This window comes from Leptospira sanjuanensis (genome assembly GCF_022267375.1).
Taxonomy (GTDB): domain Bacteria; phylum Spirochaetota; class Leptospiria; order Leptospirales; family Leptospiraceae; genus Leptospira; species Leptospira sanjuanensis.
The window spans coordinates 1,407,098-1,424,657 of sequence record NZ_JAIZBH010000001.1 but is presented as its reverse complement, the minus strand read 5'-3'; the positions used below and the strand labels follow the sequence as shown (position 1 = coordinate 1,424,657).

The following is a 17,560-nucleotide window of genomic DNA, read 5'->3' as shown; positions in this document are numbered from 1 at the left end:
CTTCTATTGGACTATAATTTGGCTACAGAAACTTAAATCTTTGGAACCAAATCCAGGTTTCGAGGCAGTTTCCAAACGAATTAGTTGGAAAGCTTAACTATTCCTTAGACTTCAAAAGCTGTTCCAAGTAACGGGCCACGAGATCGATTTCTAAGTTGAGAATCGTGTTGGAACTCCACGACTTCGCGTTGGTTTTCTTGAGTGTTTCAGGAATCAAAACCAGATCGAATTCTCCCGCGCGCGCATCTACGACAGTCAGAGAAATTCCGTCCACGGTAATACTCCCCCGAGGCGCAATATATCGGGAAAGGGAAGAATCGTTTTTTACCGTATAACAGACTACGGAGCCGCCCTCCCTTTCTTCTTTGGTAAGAATTTTTCCGGTACCGTCCACGTGTCCGCTGACCAAGTGGCCTCCGAGTCGCGTCGTAGGAAGAGCGCTTCTCTCGAGGTTGACTTCTTCCCCTACTTTGAGAAGACCGAAGTTGGTGAGTTCGAGGGTTTTAAAACTCGAGTAGAATCGAAAACGATTTCCGCTGTTCGCGAACTCGGTCACCGTTTGACAACATCCATTCACCGATATCGAATCTCCTAGTTTGATGTCGGGTTGAACCCAAGTCGTTTCTACGAGAAATCCTCTTCCGTCCGGCGTGTCGGAGATCTCTAAAATTTTTCCGGTCGTTTCCACTAAACCCGTAAACATCGATGCGCCTCCCAGCTATCTTCTCCCACATCCGTTTTCCAAAGGAGAGTTTCCGCATTCGTTTGCAGCGAAGGTAGAATCCCGTTTTGGATCGATCGAGAAGTTTGAATTTTTAGAATGAGATCGTTTTCCTGCATTTTTGCGGAGAAGGTTTCATAAAGCAGATTTCCACCCTCCACCAGAAGTAAATTGATTCCTATCGAGGAAAAAATAGCGAAACAATCCTCCGCGAGACGATTCGCCGAAACCGTAAAGAGTTCGTGATCGGTCAATGAGAACAATGCGCGTTTCGTTTCTTCGGAAAGAATCGTTCCTTCTTTTAACAGAAAGATACATTTCTTAGACGCGTTTTGTTCGTTGATGTTTTTCTGTTTTTCGATCCACTCGGACGATATATTCTTTTCTTCGAATATAAGAAACACTCGATACGGTTGATACGCAGTCCTCGCGTCCGAGTGAACGTCCAAAACGTCCGCATTCGTTCCATATCGGAGAATGTTTTTGAGTAAGTTCGCAAATCCGTTTGCGGAACTTTTGGAATTGATTCGTTCGCTCGAGGCAGGCAATTCGTTCCTTAAGTCCTGCCATTGTTTCGACAAAATTCTAAAATCCAAACCCGGTTTATCATAAAACAGAGTTCCCGGACCGACCAAGACTGCGTCGCATTTTGCCCGCAAAAGGGATGTTAGATGGAGAGAAAGTTTCCCCGATAAAAAAATCTGCTTCTTATCCGACGCCGCAAAAGTTCCTTCTTTCGATACGGCTGTTTTTAAAATCAGGGAAGGTCGTTTGTGTTCGATCCGGGAAACGAATCCGAACAGACTTTCGGAGGCGATCTCTGCGAGACCCTCGTCCTGAACGACGTAGATTCCCGCTTGTTCAACCTTCTTCAATCCGTCCGTTTCTCGCACGAGTGGGTTTACGTCCTTCCAGCCGTAATACAAGGTCTTCGGCTTGTGTTCTAAAATCAGATCAAGACAGGGAGGGGTTTTTCCGTGATGCGTACAGGGTTCGAGCGTGACCCAAACGTTATGCGCCGTTCCCGCCAAGCCGTTCTTTACAAATTCTGAATATGCGTTCCGTTCCGCGTGGGGTCCGCCGGTCGGGGAGGTTCGACCTTTTGCTAAGATTTTTTTATTTTCGATGTCGGTGATGATACAAGAAACGGGCGGGTTCGGAGAACTTTCGCCCGTGGATAAGAAGGAGAGCTTGCGCATTTCCTCCCGAATGTTTTCCGGGAGGAAGGTCATCAGCCTCTCGCCTTTCGTATCACATGATCGTAAATGTCTACGAGAGGGGCGGCGATAAAGATGGAGGAATACGTTCCGATGATGATCCCGAACGTTAAAACGTATGCGAAGTCGAAGAGTTCGGTCGCGCCTCCGATGATAATCGCAATGATGGAAATCAAAGTCGCAAAAGAGGTGTTAAACGTTCTTCCGAGAGTTTGGTTGATCGCGGAGTTGATCGTCTGTCCGAAGGTTTCATTCAGATTTCCGGCCGCATTCTCCCGAATTCTATCGAAAACTACGATCGTATCGTTGATCGAATATCCGAGCAGAGTCAACAAAGCCGCGATGATCGGAACGCTCGGTTTGATTTGAAAAAATCCTATAAACGCCAAGGTCAAAACCAAGTCGTGCGTCAAAGCGATAATCGCTCCCAATGCAAACTTGAATTGAAAACGGAAACTGATATAAGCGAGAATGATCGCCATCGTTAGCCCGAGAAGCGTGGTTCCCGTCGAGGAGAGTTCCCCCCCTACCACCGCACCGACTTGGTTTGCGCTGAGAACCTTGCTTTTATCGATTCCGAAATCAGCCATGATGATCGCAATCAACGCGTCGATTCCGGAAACTTCTACCTTGTCTTCCGGTTTCAGAGAATTCTTCTGTTTGTATTTTTGAAGAATCGCGTCCACGGAACCGAGCCCGATATCGATCTGATAGTGATTCTTATCCTTATCGAGTAAAAGAAGAACGGCTTCGATCTTGTTTTCCGAAAAGTAGGTTTCGAGCTTCTTGCGGTCCGTATTCTTATCGAATTCGATTACGGTTCTAAGTCCCCCGTTGAAGTCGAGCGAGTTTGCAAAACCGCCGTGAACCGCAAACGTATACGTAAAACCGAATACGATTAGCGCGAGAGAAACGCCGAGAGAAACGTATTTGTATTTTATAAAATCAAACATTCTTAAGACTCCAGTTTTTTAAAGCCGATCTGGAGTTTTTGAACTCCCAGTTTATTGACCAAAAGATCCATCACCAAACGGCTCAGGAACAAGGAGGTAAAAAGAGAAGTAACAATCCCCCAGCAGAGAGTGATCGCAAATCCTTTGATCGGTCCGTTTCCGAGACGAATCATCAGAATTCCCGAAATCAAGGTCGTCACGTTACTGTCGATGATCGTCCAAAAAGCGTTGTCAAAACCCTGTGCGACCGCCACCGAAGCGGATTTACCCGCTTGCAATTCTTCCTTGATCCGTTCGTAGATGATCACGTTCGCATCCACGGCCATACCGACCGTCAAGATGATCCCCGCAAATCCGGGAAGAGTCAGAGTGAATCCCATCAAGGAAAGAAGCGCGCTCAAAATGATGATGTTCGCAAAGAGTGCGACGTTCGCCACCAATCCGGACAACCTGTAGATCAACAACATGTATAACATTACGAGAATGAATCCGATCATTACGGCCTTCATCCCCACTTCGATCGACTCGATCCCGAGAGTCGGTCCGATAAATCGCATCTCCAAAACGCGGAGAGGAATCGGAAGCGCTCCCTCGCTGATTACGTTCGCAAGATCCACGGCTTCTTCTTTTGCAAAAGAACCGTCGATCTGAGCCACACCGCCCGCGATCGCACCGCGGATCGTAGGAGCGGAAACGACTTTGTCGCCCCAAACGATCGCGAGATTTCTTCCTTTGTTTTGGGAAGTGATCTCGAAAAACTTCTCCGCACCGGCGCTGGTCAAAGTAAACGATACGATATAACCGAAGGAATTGTTTTCGAAAGAAGGTCTTGCGTCGCGCATATCCCGTCCGTCGAGAGCGATCGCTTTTTCAAGAACGATAAATCTTCTCGGAAGCAACGGAGAATTCTGATTGTTTCCTCTCGCCCAATACGCGAACACTCTGTATTTATCCTTCGGAATTTTATACTTGTCTTCCAGGGATTGAAGGAACTTATCCTGTTCCGCTTTTCCGAGTTTTTGTTTTACGATGTTCTGGTATTTAACGATATCGGTTTCTTCTCGTTTGCCGCTTTCCAGAAGTTTGTTTTCTTCCTGTTGAATGATCGAGGCGTACGTAACACCCGGACCCGCGGAATTTTCCGATTCTTCCAGACGATATTCCACGGTTTCGGTGTTCTGGATGATTTCCAAAATTTGGGAAGAATTGGTCACGCCCGGAAGGGAAACTTCGATCGAATCCTGATCCTTTTGAATCCGCACCTGCGGTTCGGTCAGGTTCTGGCTTGTCAAACGGTTGTCGATGATGAGTTTCGCTTTTTCGAGTTCCAGAAGTTTACGGCTCGGGGAAAGCTCGAAATAACTTTCGATCTCTTCGAGACGATCCTTCGCCTTTTTCTTTTCCTTTTCGTCCACGGAAGGATCGGCTACGGTTTTGTTTAAGGTTTCAATTTCTTTAATATAGCTTTCACGAAGTTTGGAAGCGTAGTCTTCGAAATCCCCTTTCATCGCGACTCTCATCCCGCCTTGCAAGTCGAGACCGAGTTTGATCGTCAAAGGACGTCCTTTGACGATCCATTCTTCCACGAGAGTCGGACGAAGTTTATTCTTCGCTTCTAAAATCAGCTCGGGGTTTTCCTGAGAGATCTGATTGATCTTTGCGGAAGTGATGAATCTTCCTTTGACCAAAAGATAGGATTCTTCATTCAGTGCGCTCGGAGCCGGAGAAATCGTCCAATCGGATTGTTTGTATTCGTGATTCCAACGTTCTTCGAACTTGGAAAGAATCGCTTTTTTCTGTTCCGGCGGAAGCGAAGCGAATTCTTTTCGAACGGCGATTTCCAATTCTCTCGTTGCGAAGTTGGGATAAAGTATGATTGTCGCCGCTAAAATAATAACGAGCGGCAGGAAAATCCATGTCGCAGATTTCAAGGTGAAACTCCTAGTCTCTTCTCATTTTATTGATGGTAACCGGAGATCTGCGGCTGGAACTTCCGCGCGATTTACCGGCTTTCAGTCTGTACAAAGCAAATAATAGAATGAATACTACGATGATGATGGGTTTTTTATACTCGGAGATAAAACCCGTAAAGGAACCGGACTTTTGCCCTTCTTGAACCTTCTTCTTTTCCTCTTCCTTTTTCTTATCTTCGCCTAACTTAAGTATGTCGGCAAGGCGGTTCTGAAACGAAGGTCCTTGTTCGTTTTGCGAAGGTTCCGCGGAAGCGGTGTAGCCCGGAAGATTGTTCGGGCGGATTTTCATTTCCTCGTTCACCCAATACGGTTTCGGAAGATTGCCCGTGTCCACGTTAGACGCGCTTGCAACCTGCTGTTCTTCCAAGTTACGGGAAGAAGTTTGAGAACCGTTGTTCGAAGAATTAGAGGAGGAATTGTTCTGGCCGTTCGAACCGTTTTGGGAAGAATTCGAAGAAGAATTGGATCCTTCCTCTCCGTTGTTCGGCTCTACGTTCTTCTTGGTTCCTTCCGGATTGGAAGGAGTAGAAGAGGATGATTTCTTTTTCTTCTTTTTGGATTTTTTCTTTTCCTTCTTTTTGGAAGACTTCGTGGAAGAAGCGGAAGAAGATCCCGAAGAAGACTTTTTGCTCACGGTCTTTTTGGGTTCCGCAACTTTTTCGAGGAAGTCGATTTCTTCCCCGTCCTGGGCGAACGCAATGGAATTCCCCAGAAATAAAAAGATGGAAATGAAGACCGCGGCTTTTTTCATTTGTCTGCTTGTTTCTTTTTCAAAACGGTGCTTGCCGTAAAGGAAACGTTCGTATCCTTTGCGATGTTGAGAACGACTACTTCGTTGTTGTCCTTGATTTCCACGACTTTACCGTGAATCCCGGAAGACGTTACGACCTCGTCCCCTTTTTTGAGGCTGTCGATCATCTCTTTGCGTTTCTTTTCTTCGCTTCTTTGAGGACGGATCACGAGAAAATACATGATAACGAGCATGATCGGGATCAGGAGAAGAGTGGAAAAAGGGGACTTGTCGCCTTCTCCCGCCGCCTGAGCCAATTGTAATAGAATGATTGAGTTCAGAGTCATTTTTTATTCCCTGTATTCGAGGATTCTAACCAGTATTTTTCCAGTTTACTCTTTGGAAATTAAATCTTCGAAATACTTCTTTGTTTTTCCCGAAAGAATCGCTTCCAAGGCGATCTTAGTTCCCTCTTCGATGCTTCCGGCCTTTCCCATCACAAAAAGCCCCGCTCCCGCGTTCAAAGCCACCGCGTGTGAACCGGAGATTTCTTCTCCTTTCAATACGCGTCGGGCCAAAGTCTCGGCGTGATCGGAAGAAGAAGCGTAGACTTCTTCCTTTTTTAATGTCGGCAGTTTTAATACGGAAGGATCAAAAGAATGTCTGCTGATGACCCCGTTCTCCAATAAAGAATAGTCCGTAACCGCAAAGATCGAGAACTCGTCCAGTCCGTCCCGAGAATGGCAAACCATCGCTTTCTTCAGTCCGAGAGCCTGCAAGACCTTGATGAAGAGTTCCATGAGCGCAGGTTCGTAGACACCGATGATTTGGAATTGCGGAGCGAACGGATTGGATAAAGGTCCGATCATGTTGAATACGGTTCTAAACCCGAGTTCCTTGCGGACCGGGCCCGCGTATTTCATGGACGGGTGCCACATCGGCGCAAATAAGAAGGTAAAGCCCTGCGATACGAGATGTGCTTCGACTTCTTCCTGAGTCTTTTCGGTTTTATATCCAAGTCGGGTTAAAATATCGCTCGATCCCGTATGGGAAGAAACCGATCTGTTTCCGTGTTTTGCTACTTTGACCCCGAGCGAAGCGAGGGTGATCGCCGAAAGAGTACTGATGTTGATCGTTCCCTGTCCGTCTCCTCCGGTTCCGCAAGTGTCCAAAAGATCGAACGGAAATACGGTCTTGGGACGAAGCGCGTTTTTCCGAAGAGCAAGCGTGCAACCTAACACCTCGTCGACGGATTCTCCATTGGCGCGCATCGCGGTTAAAAAAGAGGAAAGAAGAATTTCGGATACTTCTCCGCGCATCACTTGACCGAGGAAAGCTTCGGCTTCCTCAGTCGTTAAGTGTTTGCGGTCTATGAGTTTAAGAATGGCTGCTCTGGGTTCCACGTTTCTGAAACATCCTTTTGAGATTCGAAGGGGTCAACACTTTGCCGTTGGTCACAAGATAACGGAGTCCGGAAATCACCGTGATCGCCGTCGTCACGAGCATTCCCCAATACGGAACAAATGCCCCGAGTCCGAAGATGACGTCTCCGAGTCCCTTGTATTTGTCCGGGTTTTGAAAAAAGTAGATCGCGTTACCGGTTGCGATCTCGAAGACCGTCAACCCCGAGGCCTTACCGGATGCATACGCCTCGTTGATGAGAATCCGTTTCTTGCTCGATACGAGAACGAAGAATACGAGGATCAGAACGATCGCTCCCATCTGAAACGCGGTCTTCACCTTTCCGAGCATGGAAGTGCGGATCGATTGTCCCTGACGAATCGCGAGATAACGTAAAGAAGTGATGAGCATATCCCTTCCGATGATCAGACAAACCATCCAAAACTCGATCTGTTCCTGCAAAAAGATAAACGTAACGAAACAACCCGTTACGATGATCTTATCCGCGAGCGGATCCAAAAATTTTCCGAACTCGGTTTCCTGATTCCACTTTCTGGCAAGGTAACCGTCGATCAAATCGGTGAGAGACGCCGCGATAAAAAGAAGGAGCGCCGCGATATGATATTCGACCTCTTTCTGAAACAGAAGCCAAACGAAAAAAGGCACCGCCGCAACGCGGAGCATCGTAAGAATATTAGGAATATTGAAAATAACTTTGTTCATTGGGAAACCCAGGTTCCGTTCATGTCATACTCGTAGAAGGAATCGATTCTCACTTTGCCGATCGTTCCGGGAAGCAGGGATGCGTCGTCCACGTAGACGACCTCGTCCATTTCCGGAGCGTCCTGCAGTCTTCTTACGACCGCCTGTCCGTCTTCGATCGCATCCACGATCGCGTCGTAGGTTTTGCCGATTCTGGACTCGTGAATCTCTTCCAAAATCGCGAGATGGGCATCCCGGATCATATTGATTCGCTTGGATTTTTCTTTTTCGGAAACCGTCTGTTTGGTTTCGGCGCCCCTGGTTCCTTCCTGAGGAGAATAAGAAAAGAGATTCACTTTTTCCGGTCTTGTCTCTTCGATAAATCGGAGAATCTGATCTACGTCGTCCGCGTCTTCTCCCGGATAACCGATGATAAACGAAGTGCGGATTTCCAATCCAGGTTTTACTTCTCTTGCGAGCGAAAAAAGGTCTTTGAAATAAGAACTTTCTCCGGCACGGTTCATACTTTTTAAAATTTTAGAGGAAACGTGTTGCAAAGGGGACTCGAGATACGGAGCGATATTCGGAGTTTGACCCATGAGGCGGATCAACTTTTCCGTTTTTTTATCCGGATACAAATACAGAAGTCTCAAAATTTCCAAAGAATCGATTTCGGAAACTTTGCGAACCATATCCAAAAGAACTTCCGAATCCCTTCCGTAATATACGGTGTCTTGAGAGACGAGGCAGATTTCTTTGGCGCCCGCGCGGATCGCGCGGGCGGTATCACGGAGAATATCGTCGACGGGGGATTCTCTGAACTTTCCGCGAAAAGACGGGATGATGCAGAAGGAACAACCGCGGTTGCAGCCGTCCGAAACCTTCACATATGCATACGGCTTCGAGTAGTTTTCGATCCCCGAAGACAGTTTCAATCTTTCTAATAGATCTTCGTTGAATTCGAGTTTCGGTGGGGAAAGATCGGGAAATTTATCCCGGAGAATTTTTCCCGCTTCGGCGTATCTTCCGGTTCCGAAAAACAGATCCACTTCGGGAATTTCCGCGCTGATATTATCGGGATAACGTTCCGCAAAACAACCCACTACCACGAGTTTTTGATGATGTTGTTTTTTAACCTGAGCCGCGGAAAGAATCGTTTGAATCGTTTCTTCCGTCGCGGATTGAATAAAGGTGCAGGTGTTGATAAAATGAAAATCCGATTCTTCCGGAAGAGAAGCCGGCGTAAAGCCCTCTTCCAAAAGAGAATGGTGCATGCTCATCGAGTCCGCGGTGTTCTTTGGACAACCGAGCGTAGTGATGTAGAACTTCTTTTCCAAAGAATTCTACTCTCCCAACTCCCTGATAATGGATTGAGTATTATCGTAAGGGTTTTGCGTTTTTACGAAAATCTTTTTCACGAGTTTTCCCGGACGGCCCAGTGTGATTTTCGGTTTTCCGTTCTGAATCATCTCCACGGCCGAACCGTCTCCTACCTTCAATTCTAAACGATCTTTCGCTTCTAAGCTTCTATTTTCTCCGGCTTGAACGAGACCTCGGAATCCCATCTGACCGTCGATGATGAATTCCGCGTAACTCGCTTTGCTGAAGAACAACGTAACTTGGATCGGAACATCGCCGAGCGTCTTGGTATTGTCGACCGCGTTGTTGTTTTCCGGTTTTTGCTCTTCTTCGCTTAAGGTTACGAGAACCTTCGCGGAATTTTCGGTCACGGCCTGCGCGATGATTCTTACGTTGCGTCTGAGACTTGAGATTTCAGGAATCGTATAACTTAGAACTTTTTCCTGACCTTCGCTCAAACGGAATTTGTATACGGTTAGATCGGGATAAACGTTGAACGCAAGAACAGCAGTGTTCAAAGCTCCGCCTTTTTCCACGGAGTCGATGAACAGTTTACACTGCTGATTGCTGACGGAAAAACTCACGCCCTTATCGGGAGTAAGAATAAAGGATTCGCTTCTGTTGTCCGGAATCGATCTCGATAAGAAGTCGATGTTTTCGGGAATGTCCAGTTTCTTACCGGATTCTTCCACGCTGTCGTCGCCGGAAGAGGAACCCATAAAGCTATCGATGATGAGATAAGCGGAGATAAGAATGATCAATACGGACGCGATCGTAAAGATCTTGTTCTTATCCACGTTGATTTTCGTATAATACGAAGTAGTCGGACGTGTGAGTTCTTCGAGAGGAGCTTGGGATTCTTCGATCTTTTCTCCCCGGTATAAGTTGATGAGTTGTCCGGTGTCGAGTTTTAGATAACTTCCGTAATTCTTCAGGAAGCCCATGGTGAACGTTTCACCCGGAAATTGAGAATAATCCTCCGTCTCGAGCGCAAGGATGTATTTAACCGAGATGTTTGTTTCTTTCGCTACGTCTTTAACGCTGAGCTTTTTTTCTTCTCTCGCCTCGCGGAGAATCTGCCCTACTCTTTTCTGATTCAAAGTTTCGCTCCTTCCGGGACTTTCGATTTTTATTGTTCCGACACAAGCGGGTTGTTTACGATTTTCGCGTTTCCGCTGATGTGGAAGTTGAATTGTCCGTCTTCCAGGTCGGGGTTGGTTTCTATATTCAAAAATTCGATTGTAGTTTCCTTTCCTCTTCCGTCGCTCGCGACCGCTTTTTGGATGAAGTAGGATTGCGCGTCCACGTAAAGAAGCATGGTTTCAAATCCACCGACCTTCTCCCTTTGTTCGAGATTGAGTACGAAATATTTGCGTCCGTCTTTCGGGGAAACCTGAGGTTGTTCGATGGAATCGAACTTATAATGATACTTTCTGAAAATTCTGGAAAGACCTTCGTCCGTGAAACTGGAAAAGATCGGTCCGGATTTATTCGATTTATTTAATGTAAGATCCTGTTTTCCCACCGCGTTCAAACGGGCGATGTAAATATAAAGAGTTTTTCCGTCGGATACGATTTCATCGCCGGAAGGATCGCTGAACTGATACCGGATTCTTCCGCCTTTTTTGTAGAGGCAAACCCCTCTCATGTTTTTGCTTTTTTTATTGGAAACCGTTTGGATCTGAAAATCGGCTTTGTAGGAATTCAGATCGGCGAATTTCTTTTTAACCTGTTTTACCACTTCGGACGGAGAATTCCAGTTGTGCGCGGGTTGAGCCAGAAGAGAAGATTCTAAGGCCAGGAATAAAATACAAAAAGAAAGAATGATTGTTTTTTTCATGAGAAAAACCGGATCTCCCGGGATTTTTTTACTAGCTTCGGACGTATCGGGAACCTTGTCACTTTCTAAAATTTTAGGGGACAGAGTTCTGCGGGATTTCAGTCGAAGCATGGATTCTGGCGCCCCTTCCCGCTCGCAAGCGGAAAGGCCGAGCTCGCCGCGACTTCGCTTTCGCTCCGGTCCTGCGGACTGCTTCGCATCGCTTTGATCTCTGGCGCGGATTTTGTTGTGAAAAAGGATTTTGTGGGTGTTCCAACACTTTTCTAAGTACAAAAAATTCTGTATTTCAAACCGAAAACCCCACCTCTTGGAACCGCCTCTGGCATGGGAGTATTATTGCTAAATTCGGATTTTCACATCCGATCGCGTCTTCAGGAAAACAGTACGATCGTAGTAAGCCTCATGATTCCGGAAGAGATTTTGATTCGATATCCCGTCGAGGTTCGGAAAAAACTTCCCAAAAGAATACCGGATCTTTTGAGAAGATATGGAAAATTTCTAACTTCGACCGAACGTCTGGGAAACAAAGCGGGAAGAACCTTGTACCAAGCCAGTCCGGGCAAGGATCAAATGAAAAAGATCAATGCTCGAATCAGCACCGGCAGTTGGGCCCTATTCGGAGCCTTAGCCCAAGCGCACGGCGTATCGAGGTGTTTTCTTTTCAATTATCTTCTGTCCTTGGAAGAGGCCGAGATTGGGGATTGTATCGTAATAACGATGAACGAAGGAGGTCCAACGTTTCATAAGAATTACAGTTATATTCTACACCTCGATCTTTTGAAAAATACGATTTCAAGAACGCTACTCTGCGATCCAAAAGACACCTTTTACGTTTTGGATTACCGAGACTGGTTTTCTTAACCGCCACTTGACCGAAGCACGAAATTGAAGCGTAGCAGTTCCTACGTTTTTCAAAAAAAGGATCGGGTCCGGGCAGGAACCAAAAAAAAGTTTCCCGGAGAGGGGGTAGCGAAAGACGCAAAGCGGCTGCAGCGAGGGGGAAACTTCCCCCATCGAACGTCCCTTACGAAGTGAAATGCTGAGTTTTTCCGAACACCTATGGGAATCTTGGGTTTTTCAAACGCCTTCCCTCAGCCCGCCCTTAGAATTTCTCTCCCCTTCGAACCGATTTGCGCGCTGACATAGCCCCTCTCTTCCATCAACTCCATCAAGCGCGCCGCTTTATTATAACCGATCCGCATTCTTCTTTGAAGATAACTCGCCGAGGCCTTGCGATCCGTCCGAACGATTTCCCAAGCCTGTTCAAAGAGCACCTCATCCTCTTCGTCGACCAAAGAAGAATCCGGTTCCTCGTCCAAATCGAATTCCACGTAAGAAGGTTTTCCGTATTTCCGGGCCTCTTCCACGATCTTTTCGATTTCCTCTTCGGAAACGTAAGGGGATTGGATTCTCACTAAGTCGGCCGCGGTCGGAGACTTATACAAAAAGTCCCCTTTGCCGAGAAGAGATTCCGCTCCGTTCTGATCCAGGATGATTTTAGAATCCGTTTTCTGAGCGACGTGAAACGCCATCCGCGCGGGGCAGTTCGCCTTAATCAAACCGGTGATTACGTCCACCGAAGGTCTTTGTGTCGCCATGATGAGATGGATTCCGACCGCTCGCGACTTCTGAGTGATACGGGTGATCGCGTCTTCCAAATCCTTTCCGGAAACCATCATAAGATCCGCCAACTCGTCGATGAAGATCACGATGTAAGGCATCTTCTTGTATCCGTCTCGATGCGCACCCTGTTCCACTTTTTCGTTGTATGTTTTGAAATCGCGACACTTGAGTTTGGAAACGGAATGATAACGCGCTTCCATCTCTTGAATCGCCCAAGCCAAAGCCCGGGTCGCCTTTTTCGGATCGGTGATGACCGGCATCAAAAGATGGGGAATGTCTTCGTATAAAGTGAGTTCCACCATCTTCGGATCGATCATGATAAAACGAACCTCTTCCGGAGAAAGATGAACTACAAGGGAAGAAATCATCGAGTTCAAACAAACCGACTTACCGGAACCGGTGGTTCCCGCAACGAGTAAGTGCGGAAGTTTGTTCAGATCGATGCTGACCAACTTGCCGGAAATATCTTTCCCTATCAAAATCGAAAGATCCTTTTTCGGACGCAAACTCAGATTCTGATGAAGAATATCTCCGAGGTAAACGTCTTCACGCAGGCTGTTTGGAACTTCGATCCCGATCGTCGACTTGCCCGGAATCGGAGCTACGATACGGATGTTCTTAACCGCAAGATACAAACGCAGCTCGTCCGCAAGAGAAGTGATTCTTCCGAGTTTGACTCCGGGAGGCGGAGTAAGTTCGTAACGCGTGATGATCGGACCGCGTTCCATCGAAACGACCTGCGATTCGTAGCCGTATTGACGGATGATCTCTTCGATTTTGCGAGCGACCTTGTCGGATTCGATCTTAAAGAGAGGATCTTGGATTTTTGTCGTGGTCGTTTTCAAACTCTTCAGAGGAACGTGATAGATGGAACGTTTGGATTTTACTTCCGGGATCAAAGTCACGGGAGGGAACGGAAGAGTTTGTTCGCTCTTCGTTTCCTTTCGTTCGGGAACGGCAAACGACTTAGGAGCAAACGTAACGGGAGAAGGCGCAGCCTCGTTCGAGTTTGCCGTTTCCGTTTCGGACGCGTTTTCTTCCTCTTCGGAAGATTCTTCCCACTCATCTTCCGAATCTTGCGTTACGCCATCCTCCGCGGATTCTTCCTCGTCCGCAAAACCTTCCGCATCTTCGTAAAATTCTTCCTCTTCCAAATCGGATTCTTCCTCCGAATTCGAATCTTGAACATAGAAAGAATTCTCGGCAACAGGTCCGGCCGATCGTATTTCGTTCGGCTTCACGGAATCGCGCACGTTCGGTTCGATCGAAGGCGGCACAACCAAAGATACCGCAGGTTCTGACCGCGAAAGAATATTCGAAGATTCTGATGTTCTAAAGTCGATGATTTCCCATTGGGAGGAGGATTCCTGAAACGTTCTTTCCTCGCGGATCTTATCCGAAAGGGAAGTCGATACGGATTGAAAACGGAAAACCTTTCCCTGTTCTTCGAACGTTCCCGAAAACGCTCCCTGATTTTGAAAACGAACCCGCGAAGTTTCGGGCGTAACCAGCGAACTTACGTCGACCTTGGAAAGAAGATCGGACAACCTTCCTTCTTTTCCGAACGTGGAATGAAGTGCGTTTTGTAAAGCGGAAGGTTCGGTTTTACTTCGAGCCTGTTTGTGAGAACGCATCTGCTGATAGAGTTGTTCGGGAGAATGGTTTCCGCCGTTATGCGTGGAAAACCAAGGAGGTGTTTCCTCTTTTCTTTGAAATCGTTCGACCGCCGATTGAAAGAGCGCACCGAGCCCTTCTCCTTTCTTCGCAAAACCCGACTGAAAACCGTCGCGGTATTTCGCTCCGGCGGCGCCGAGAATTCTTCCCAAAAAATGAAGCGGCGATTCGTTTAATAAAAGGATAAAGCCGTAAAAATAAAACACGAGATGGATGAGAGTTTTCCCGGTCGATCCGAAGATGAATTCGAGTCCGGTGGAAAGAAGCTGACCGACCAGTCCTCCCTGCGACGCAAACGGAATCGCGGATACGTGTCCGGCGATCTGAAGCGTAACCGTGAAACAAAATAAGAACACCGGAAGGGAGAAAAGACGGTTCGTGAGTTCGAATCCTTCTTTGACGAGTCGAAGAGACCCGAGTCCGATCGCGAATAGTCCGGGCAAAAACGAAGCCGCACCGAACATAAAAAACATTCCGTAGGAAAGATAGAATCCGAGTCTTCCGAAGAAGTTGTGCCGAATCCCCTGCTCGCCCGCGTCAAAGGAACCCAAGGAAAGGGTCAAAATGATCCCTGCAAAGAGTAATACGTACGGAAGAATCATCTTCCCGTTTTGCAGATTCCAGGCTGGTTTGAGGTCTTTGGATTCCATGCTATTTGTATCGGAAAGAGCCCGGAAAAAGAAAAGAGACTTAATTGTGGTTTTTTGGAAGGGAAATTTAGGGAGAATTCAAAACCGAATCGGTTCCAAATCAAAAACATCCGCAAGCAATTGATACGAACGCAGGCGATCCTCAAAGTCGTAACAAATCGTAGTTACGACCACTTCATCCACGCCGTAATCCGCCGTAAGATTCAAGATCTCTTCTTTGACCTTGTCCGGAGTTCCGGCCACCATTCTGCCCCGATTCTGCGCGATGACTGCCTTTTCAAATTCAGAGTAAGAATGACCGGAAATCTCTTTGTACGAAACGACCCCTTCGCTGATTCCTTTGCCGATGTTCAAAAGTTGTTTGTCCATCACGGCTTGCAATTCTTCCGCCTTGCGTTCCGTTTCCGCACAGAGGACGAAGATGCCGATACTTGCTTGCGGAAAATCGAATGCATCCGAAGGTTGAAACCGTTCCTTATACGCTCGTACCGCATTCGGTCCTCCGAACGGATTGATAAAATGCGCGAACGAAAGAGCAAGACCGAAGTTCGCCGCAAGCAAACCGCTTTCTCCGCTGGAAGTAAGAACCCAAAGTTCGGGAACGGTTTCCGCTTTCGGAATCGCCTTCACCTTCGTTTGAATCGAATCCGCCTCGGCCGTATCGGTCAGAAAACATTGCAGATCCAAAAGCTGTTGTCCGAAATCGTTTCGAACGAATTGAGCGCCGGGATTCAAGATGGAAGCGGTAAGACGATCGCTGCCCGAGGCGCGACCAAGACCGAGATCGATTCTCCCGGGAAAAAGAGTTTCGAGCATTCTAAAATTCTCCGCTACCTTGAGAGAACTATGATTCGGAAGCATCACACCTCCTGAGCCAACACGAATCCTCTGCGTTTCGCCGGCGAGATGCGAGATCAAAACTTCCGGAGTGGAACCTGCAAGACCTTGAATATTATGATGTTCTGATACCCAATAACGGGTGTATCCCAGACGATCCGCAAGTCGCGCAAGCCCCACGGTTTCCTGAATCGCCTGTCTTGCGGTTCCGCCTTTGCGGATGGGGGATTGATCGAGAACGCTGAGTTTCAACTTCATCTTAGAATGCCTACTTCACGACTCCGATGTCTTTTACAAGTTAGACTAAAACGGCAACACCTTGCGATCAAAAACGAACGATCCTATCGACTTAGAGCCGACTCTAAGTCTAAAAAGTCTGCGTAAAAGAATCCTGGATCCCGTTTTAAGAATTCGAATTTGCCGGCAAAAATTCCGACTCGAATTCATCCTCTCCGGCCCAAATAAAAATGACCGTGATACATCCGTGGATCAAGGTCCAAACGAAACAAGTAAATCGAATCGAAATTACGTTCCAATCGCGGAATTCTTGGTTCGTTTCCCCCTTTAAACGAAAAAAATCAAAGGCATCTTGAATCCAATCCGCAGCTCCGAAAAAAACGACGACACCCGAAAGGCCGGAGACCAAAGCGACAAGAAATACATAACGAAATTGTAATCTTATGTTTGTGGAATATTCAATAACTTTCATCTCCGCAAAGGAGGAAACTCCAAGAATCAGAAAGAATCGCAAAAAGTTCAGGAATAGAACGATTTGTTCCGTGAAATTCGAGTCAAACATTCCATAAAAATGATACTCGATAAGGCGATCCGAAAGCGCAAATAAGACGGCGAAAAGCAAGAATAAAAGATTCGTAAGAATACAAAATGGAAAAAAGGAAAAGTTTCGTTTCGGTATCAGTTTCACAATGAAATAAAAAGCTAAAGAAAAACCGATCCCGGGCAGTAAAAATGTCGCATAATAAAGAATCGGATGAAGGAGTTTATCGGAATCCGGATAGGTCCATGTAACCCCCGAAAAAAATCCGGAAGCCAAAAGATATTGAATCGTTTTTATCCATTCGTGAATTCCAAATACTTTCTCGGATGTTTCCGATTTTTCCACCTCCGTCCTCCGGCCCTCTTCAAATCCGACTTTGCTCTCGGTTCTCCGCAAAAAAGAATCGAAGTCGTTTAACAAAACAACACTCGATCCGGAGAAAATTCCGTCCTTTTTAGAGCGCCGATCTAATGTCCGGTGGAACCGAAACCTCCCGCGCCTCGCGCGGTCTGATCGGCAAACTCGTTCACGAGTTCCCATTCCGCATACCACGTTCTGCGGATCAAAAGCTGCGCGATTCTCATTCCGTGCTCGACGACAAAGGAAGAATCACCCAAATTCAAAAGAGGAATCATCAGTTCACCGCGATAATCGCTGTCGATCGTTCCGGGAGAATTCGGAATCAAGATTCGATTTTTTGTGGAAAAGCCGGATCTCGGTCTGATCTCGAAATGATATTCCTCCGGAATTGCAAACGAAAGACCGGTTGGCACAAGAAAAACCTTACCGGGTTCCAAAACAAGATTCACATCCAGACAAGCATGGACGTCGTATCCGGCTGCGTATTTCGTTTGTAAAACGGGAAGTTCCGCGTTTGGTTTAAGCTTTTTAACCGAGATTTTCATACGATAAAGATTTCCTTTTGAAAGATCCGAATTTGAATCGAGGTTTTAATTTCCCGGCGAGGGAGAATTCCATAATTTGAGGTCGAAGTTCGATCACAATCTTTTTAAAGACGTAAATCGAACAAACAAGAAAGATTTCGGTGAAATAGCCCTATTGTCCGAATGTGTTATAAATTTATACACACGCCGTATAATTT

16 protein-coding genes are annotated in these 17,560 nt (G+C 46.7%); 1 reads left to right on the top strand and 15 read right to left on the bottom strand.

Translation table 11 applies throughout. From position 1 onward, the window contains the following. Positions 1 to 97: 97 nt before the first annotated feature. Genes LFX17_RS06370 through LFX17_RS06320 form a run of 11 tightly spaced genes read right to left on the bottom strand, consistent with a single transcriptional unit; the run spans position 98 to position 10,896 of the window. Positions 98 to 703 carry a riboflavin synthase gene (locus LFX17_RS06370; RefSeq protein ID WP_238745702.1) on the bottom strand — a complete coding sequence of 202 codons (606 nt, stop codon included), beginning with the start codon at positions 701 to 703 and terminating at the stop codon, positions 98 to 100. Continuing rightward, positions 688 to 1,953 (bottom strand): bifunctional diaminohydroxyphosphoribosylaminopyrimidine deaminase/5-amino-6-(5-phosphoribosylamino)uracil reductase RibD, encoded by a 1,266-nt coding sequence (locus LFX17_RS06365; RefSeq protein ID WP_238745700.1) that lies wholly within the window; start codon positions 1,951 to 1,953, stop codon positions 688 to 690. The genes LFX17_RS06370 and LFX17_RS06365 overlap by 16 nt, the downstream gene beginning before the upstream one ends. Continuing rightward, complete coding sequence (gene secF / locus LFX17_RS06360; protein ID WP_238745698.1) at positions 1,953 to 2,891, bottom strand: protein translocase subunit SecF; 939 nt, start codon at positions 2,889 to 2,891, stop codon at positions 1,953 to 1,955. The genes LFX17_RS06365 and secF overlap by 1 nt, the downstream gene beginning before the upstream one ends. Before the next feature lie 2 nt (positions 2,892 to 2,893). After that, on the bottom strand, positions 2,894 to 4,822 hold the full coding sequence (gene secD, locus LFX17_RS06355; RefSeq protein WP_238745695.1) for a protein translocase subunit SecD: 1,929 nt from the start codon (positions 4,820 to 4,822) through the stop codon (positions 2,894 to 2,896). 10 nt (positions 4,823 to 4,832) lie between these two features. Next, positions 4,833 to 5,615 carry an SRP-less Sec system protein gene (locus tag LFX17_RS06350; RefSeq protein WP_238729495.1) on the bottom strand — a complete coding sequence of 261 codons (783 nt, stop codon included), beginning with the start codon at positions 5,613 to 5,615 and terminating at the stop codon, positions 4,833 to 4,835. Then, positions 5,612 to 5,935: a preprotein translocase subunit YajC gene (yajC, locus tag LFX17_RS06345; RefSeq protein WP_174714579.1), complete on the bottom strand. Its 324-nt coding sequence runs from the start codon at positions 5,933 to 5,935 to the stop codon at positions 5,612 to 5,614. Before yajC ends, LFX17_RS06350 begins: the two co-directional genes overlap by 4 nt. Positions 5,936 to 5,986: 51 nt before the next feature. Further along, positions 5,987 to 6,997 (bottom strand): anthranilate phosphoribosyltransferase, encoded by a 1,011-nt coding sequence (gene trpD, locus LFX17_RS06340; RefSeq protein WP_238729494.1) that lies wholly within the window; start codon positions 6,995 to 6,997, stop codon positions 5,987 to 5,989. Next, positions 6,972 to 7,718: a CDP-diacylglycerol--glycerol-3-phosphate 3-phosphatidyltransferase gene (gene pgsA, locus LFX17_RS06335; RefSeq protein ID WP_238745693.1), complete on the bottom strand. Its 747-nt coding sequence runs from the start codon at positions 7,716 to 7,718 to the stop codon at positions 6,972 to 6,974. Before pgsA ends, trpD begins: the two co-directional genes overlap by 26 nt. Beyond that, positions 7,715 to 9,034, bottom strand: coding sequence for a 30S ribosomal protein S12 methylthiotransferase RimO (gene rimO / locus LFX17_RS06330; RefSeq protein WP_238745691.1), 1,320 nt, complete (start codon positions 9,032 to 9,034; stop codon positions 7,715 to 7,717). Before rimO ends, pgsA begins: the two co-directional genes overlap by 4 nt. A gap of 6 nt (positions 9,035 to 9,040) precedes the next feature. Then, on the bottom strand, positions 9,041 to 10,156 hold the full coding sequence (locus tag LFX17_RS06325; protein ID WP_238729491.1) for a helix-turn-helix domain-containing protein: 1,116 nt from the start codon (positions 10,154 to 10,156) through the stop codon (positions 9,041 to 9,043). Between the two features lie 29 nt (positions 10,157 to 10,185). After that, positions 10,186 to 10,896 (bottom strand): LolA family protein, encoded by a 711-nt coding sequence (locus tag LFX17_RS06320; protein WP_319936997.1) that lies wholly within the window; start codon positions 10,894 to 10,896, stop codon positions 10,186 to 10,188. A 324-nt stretch (positions 10,897 to 11,220) separates the two neighbouring features. Between LFX17_RS06320 and LFX17_RS06315 the strand changes: the two genes are divergently transcribed. Continuing rightward, entirely contained in the window at positions 11,221 to 11,757 is a 537-nt protein-coding gene (locus tag LFX17_RS06315; RefSeq protein WP_238745689.1) for a DUF1564 domain-containing protein, read from the top strand. Between the two features lie 230 nt (positions 11,758 to 11,987). Here LFX17_RS06315 and LFX17_RS06310 read toward each other — a convergent pair whose 3' ends face one another. From LFX17_RS06310 to dut, 4 genes are all read right to left on the bottom strand, one after another. Further along, positions 11,988 to 14,843, bottom strand: coding sequence for a DNA translocase FtsK (locus tag LFX17_RS06310; RefSeq protein ID WP_238745687.1), 2,856 nt, complete (start codon positions 14,841 to 14,843; stop codon positions 11,988 to 11,990). 78 nt (positions 14,844 to 14,921) lie between these two features. After that, positions 14,922 to 15,938: an LLM class flavin-dependent oxidoreductase gene (locus tag LFX17_RS06305; RefSeq protein WP_238745685.1), complete on the bottom strand. Its 1,017-nt coding sequence runs from the start codon at positions 15,936 to 15,938 to the stop codon at positions 14,922 to 14,924. A gap of 145 nt (positions 15,939 to 16,083) precedes the next feature. Beyond that, entirely contained in the window at positions 16,084 to 16,803 is a 720-nt protein-coding gene (locus LFX17_RS06300) for a hypothetical protein (RefSeq protein ID WP_238745683.1), read from the bottom strand. 122 nt (positions 16,804 to 16,925) lie between these two features. Then, positions 16,926 to 17,363: a dUTP diphosphatase gene (gene dut / locus LFX17_RS06295; protein WP_238729485.1), complete on the bottom strand. Its 438-nt coding sequence runs from the start codon at positions 17,361 to 17,363 to the stop codon at positions 16,926 to 16,928. Positions 17,364 to 17,560: the final 197 nt, after the last annotated feature.

Excerpts from the sequence above, each read along its gene's own strand:
- LFX17_RS06370 (WP_238745702.1), bottom strand. The coding sequence starts at position 703 with ATGTTTACGGGTTTAGTGGAAACGACCGGAAAAATTTTAGAGATCTCC.
- LFX17_RS06365 (WP_238745700.1), bottom strand. The coding sequence starts at position 1,953 with ATGACCTTCCTCCCGGAAAACATTCGGGAGGAAATGCGCAAGCTCTCC.
- secF (WP_238745698.1), bottom strand. The coding sequence starts at position 2,891 with ATGTTTGATTTTATAAAATACAAATACGTTTCTCTCGGCGTTTCTCTC.
- LFX17_RS06350 (WP_238729495.1), bottom strand. The coding sequence starts at position 5,615 with ATGAAAAAAGCCGCGGTCTTCATTTCCATCTTTTTATTTCTGGGGAAT.
- pgsA (WP_238745693.1), bottom strand. The coding sequence starts at position 7,718 with ATGAACAAAGTTATTTTCAATATTCCTAATATTCTTACGATGCTCCGC.
- LFX17_RS06320 (WP_319936997.1), bottom strand. The coding sequence starts at position 10,896 with ATGAAAAAAACAATCATTCTTTCTTTTTGTATTTTATTCCTGGCCTTA.
- LFX17_RS06315 (WP_238745689.1), top strand. The coding sequence starts at position 11,221 with ATGGGAGTATTATTGCTAAATTCGGATTTTCACATCCGATCGCGTCTT.
- LFX17_RS06310 (WP_238745687.1), bottom strand. The coding sequence starts at position 14,843 with ATGGAATCCAAAGACCTCAAACCAGCCTGGAATCTGCAAAACGGGAAG.
- LFX17_RS06305 (WP_238745685.1), bottom strand. The coding sequence starts at position 15,938 with ATGAAGTTGAAACTCAGCGTTCTCGATCAATCCCCCATCCGCAAAGGC.
- dut (WP_238729485.1), bottom strand. The coding sequence starts at position 17,363 with ATGAAAATCTCGGTTAAAAAGCTTAAACCAAACGCGGAACTTCCCGTT.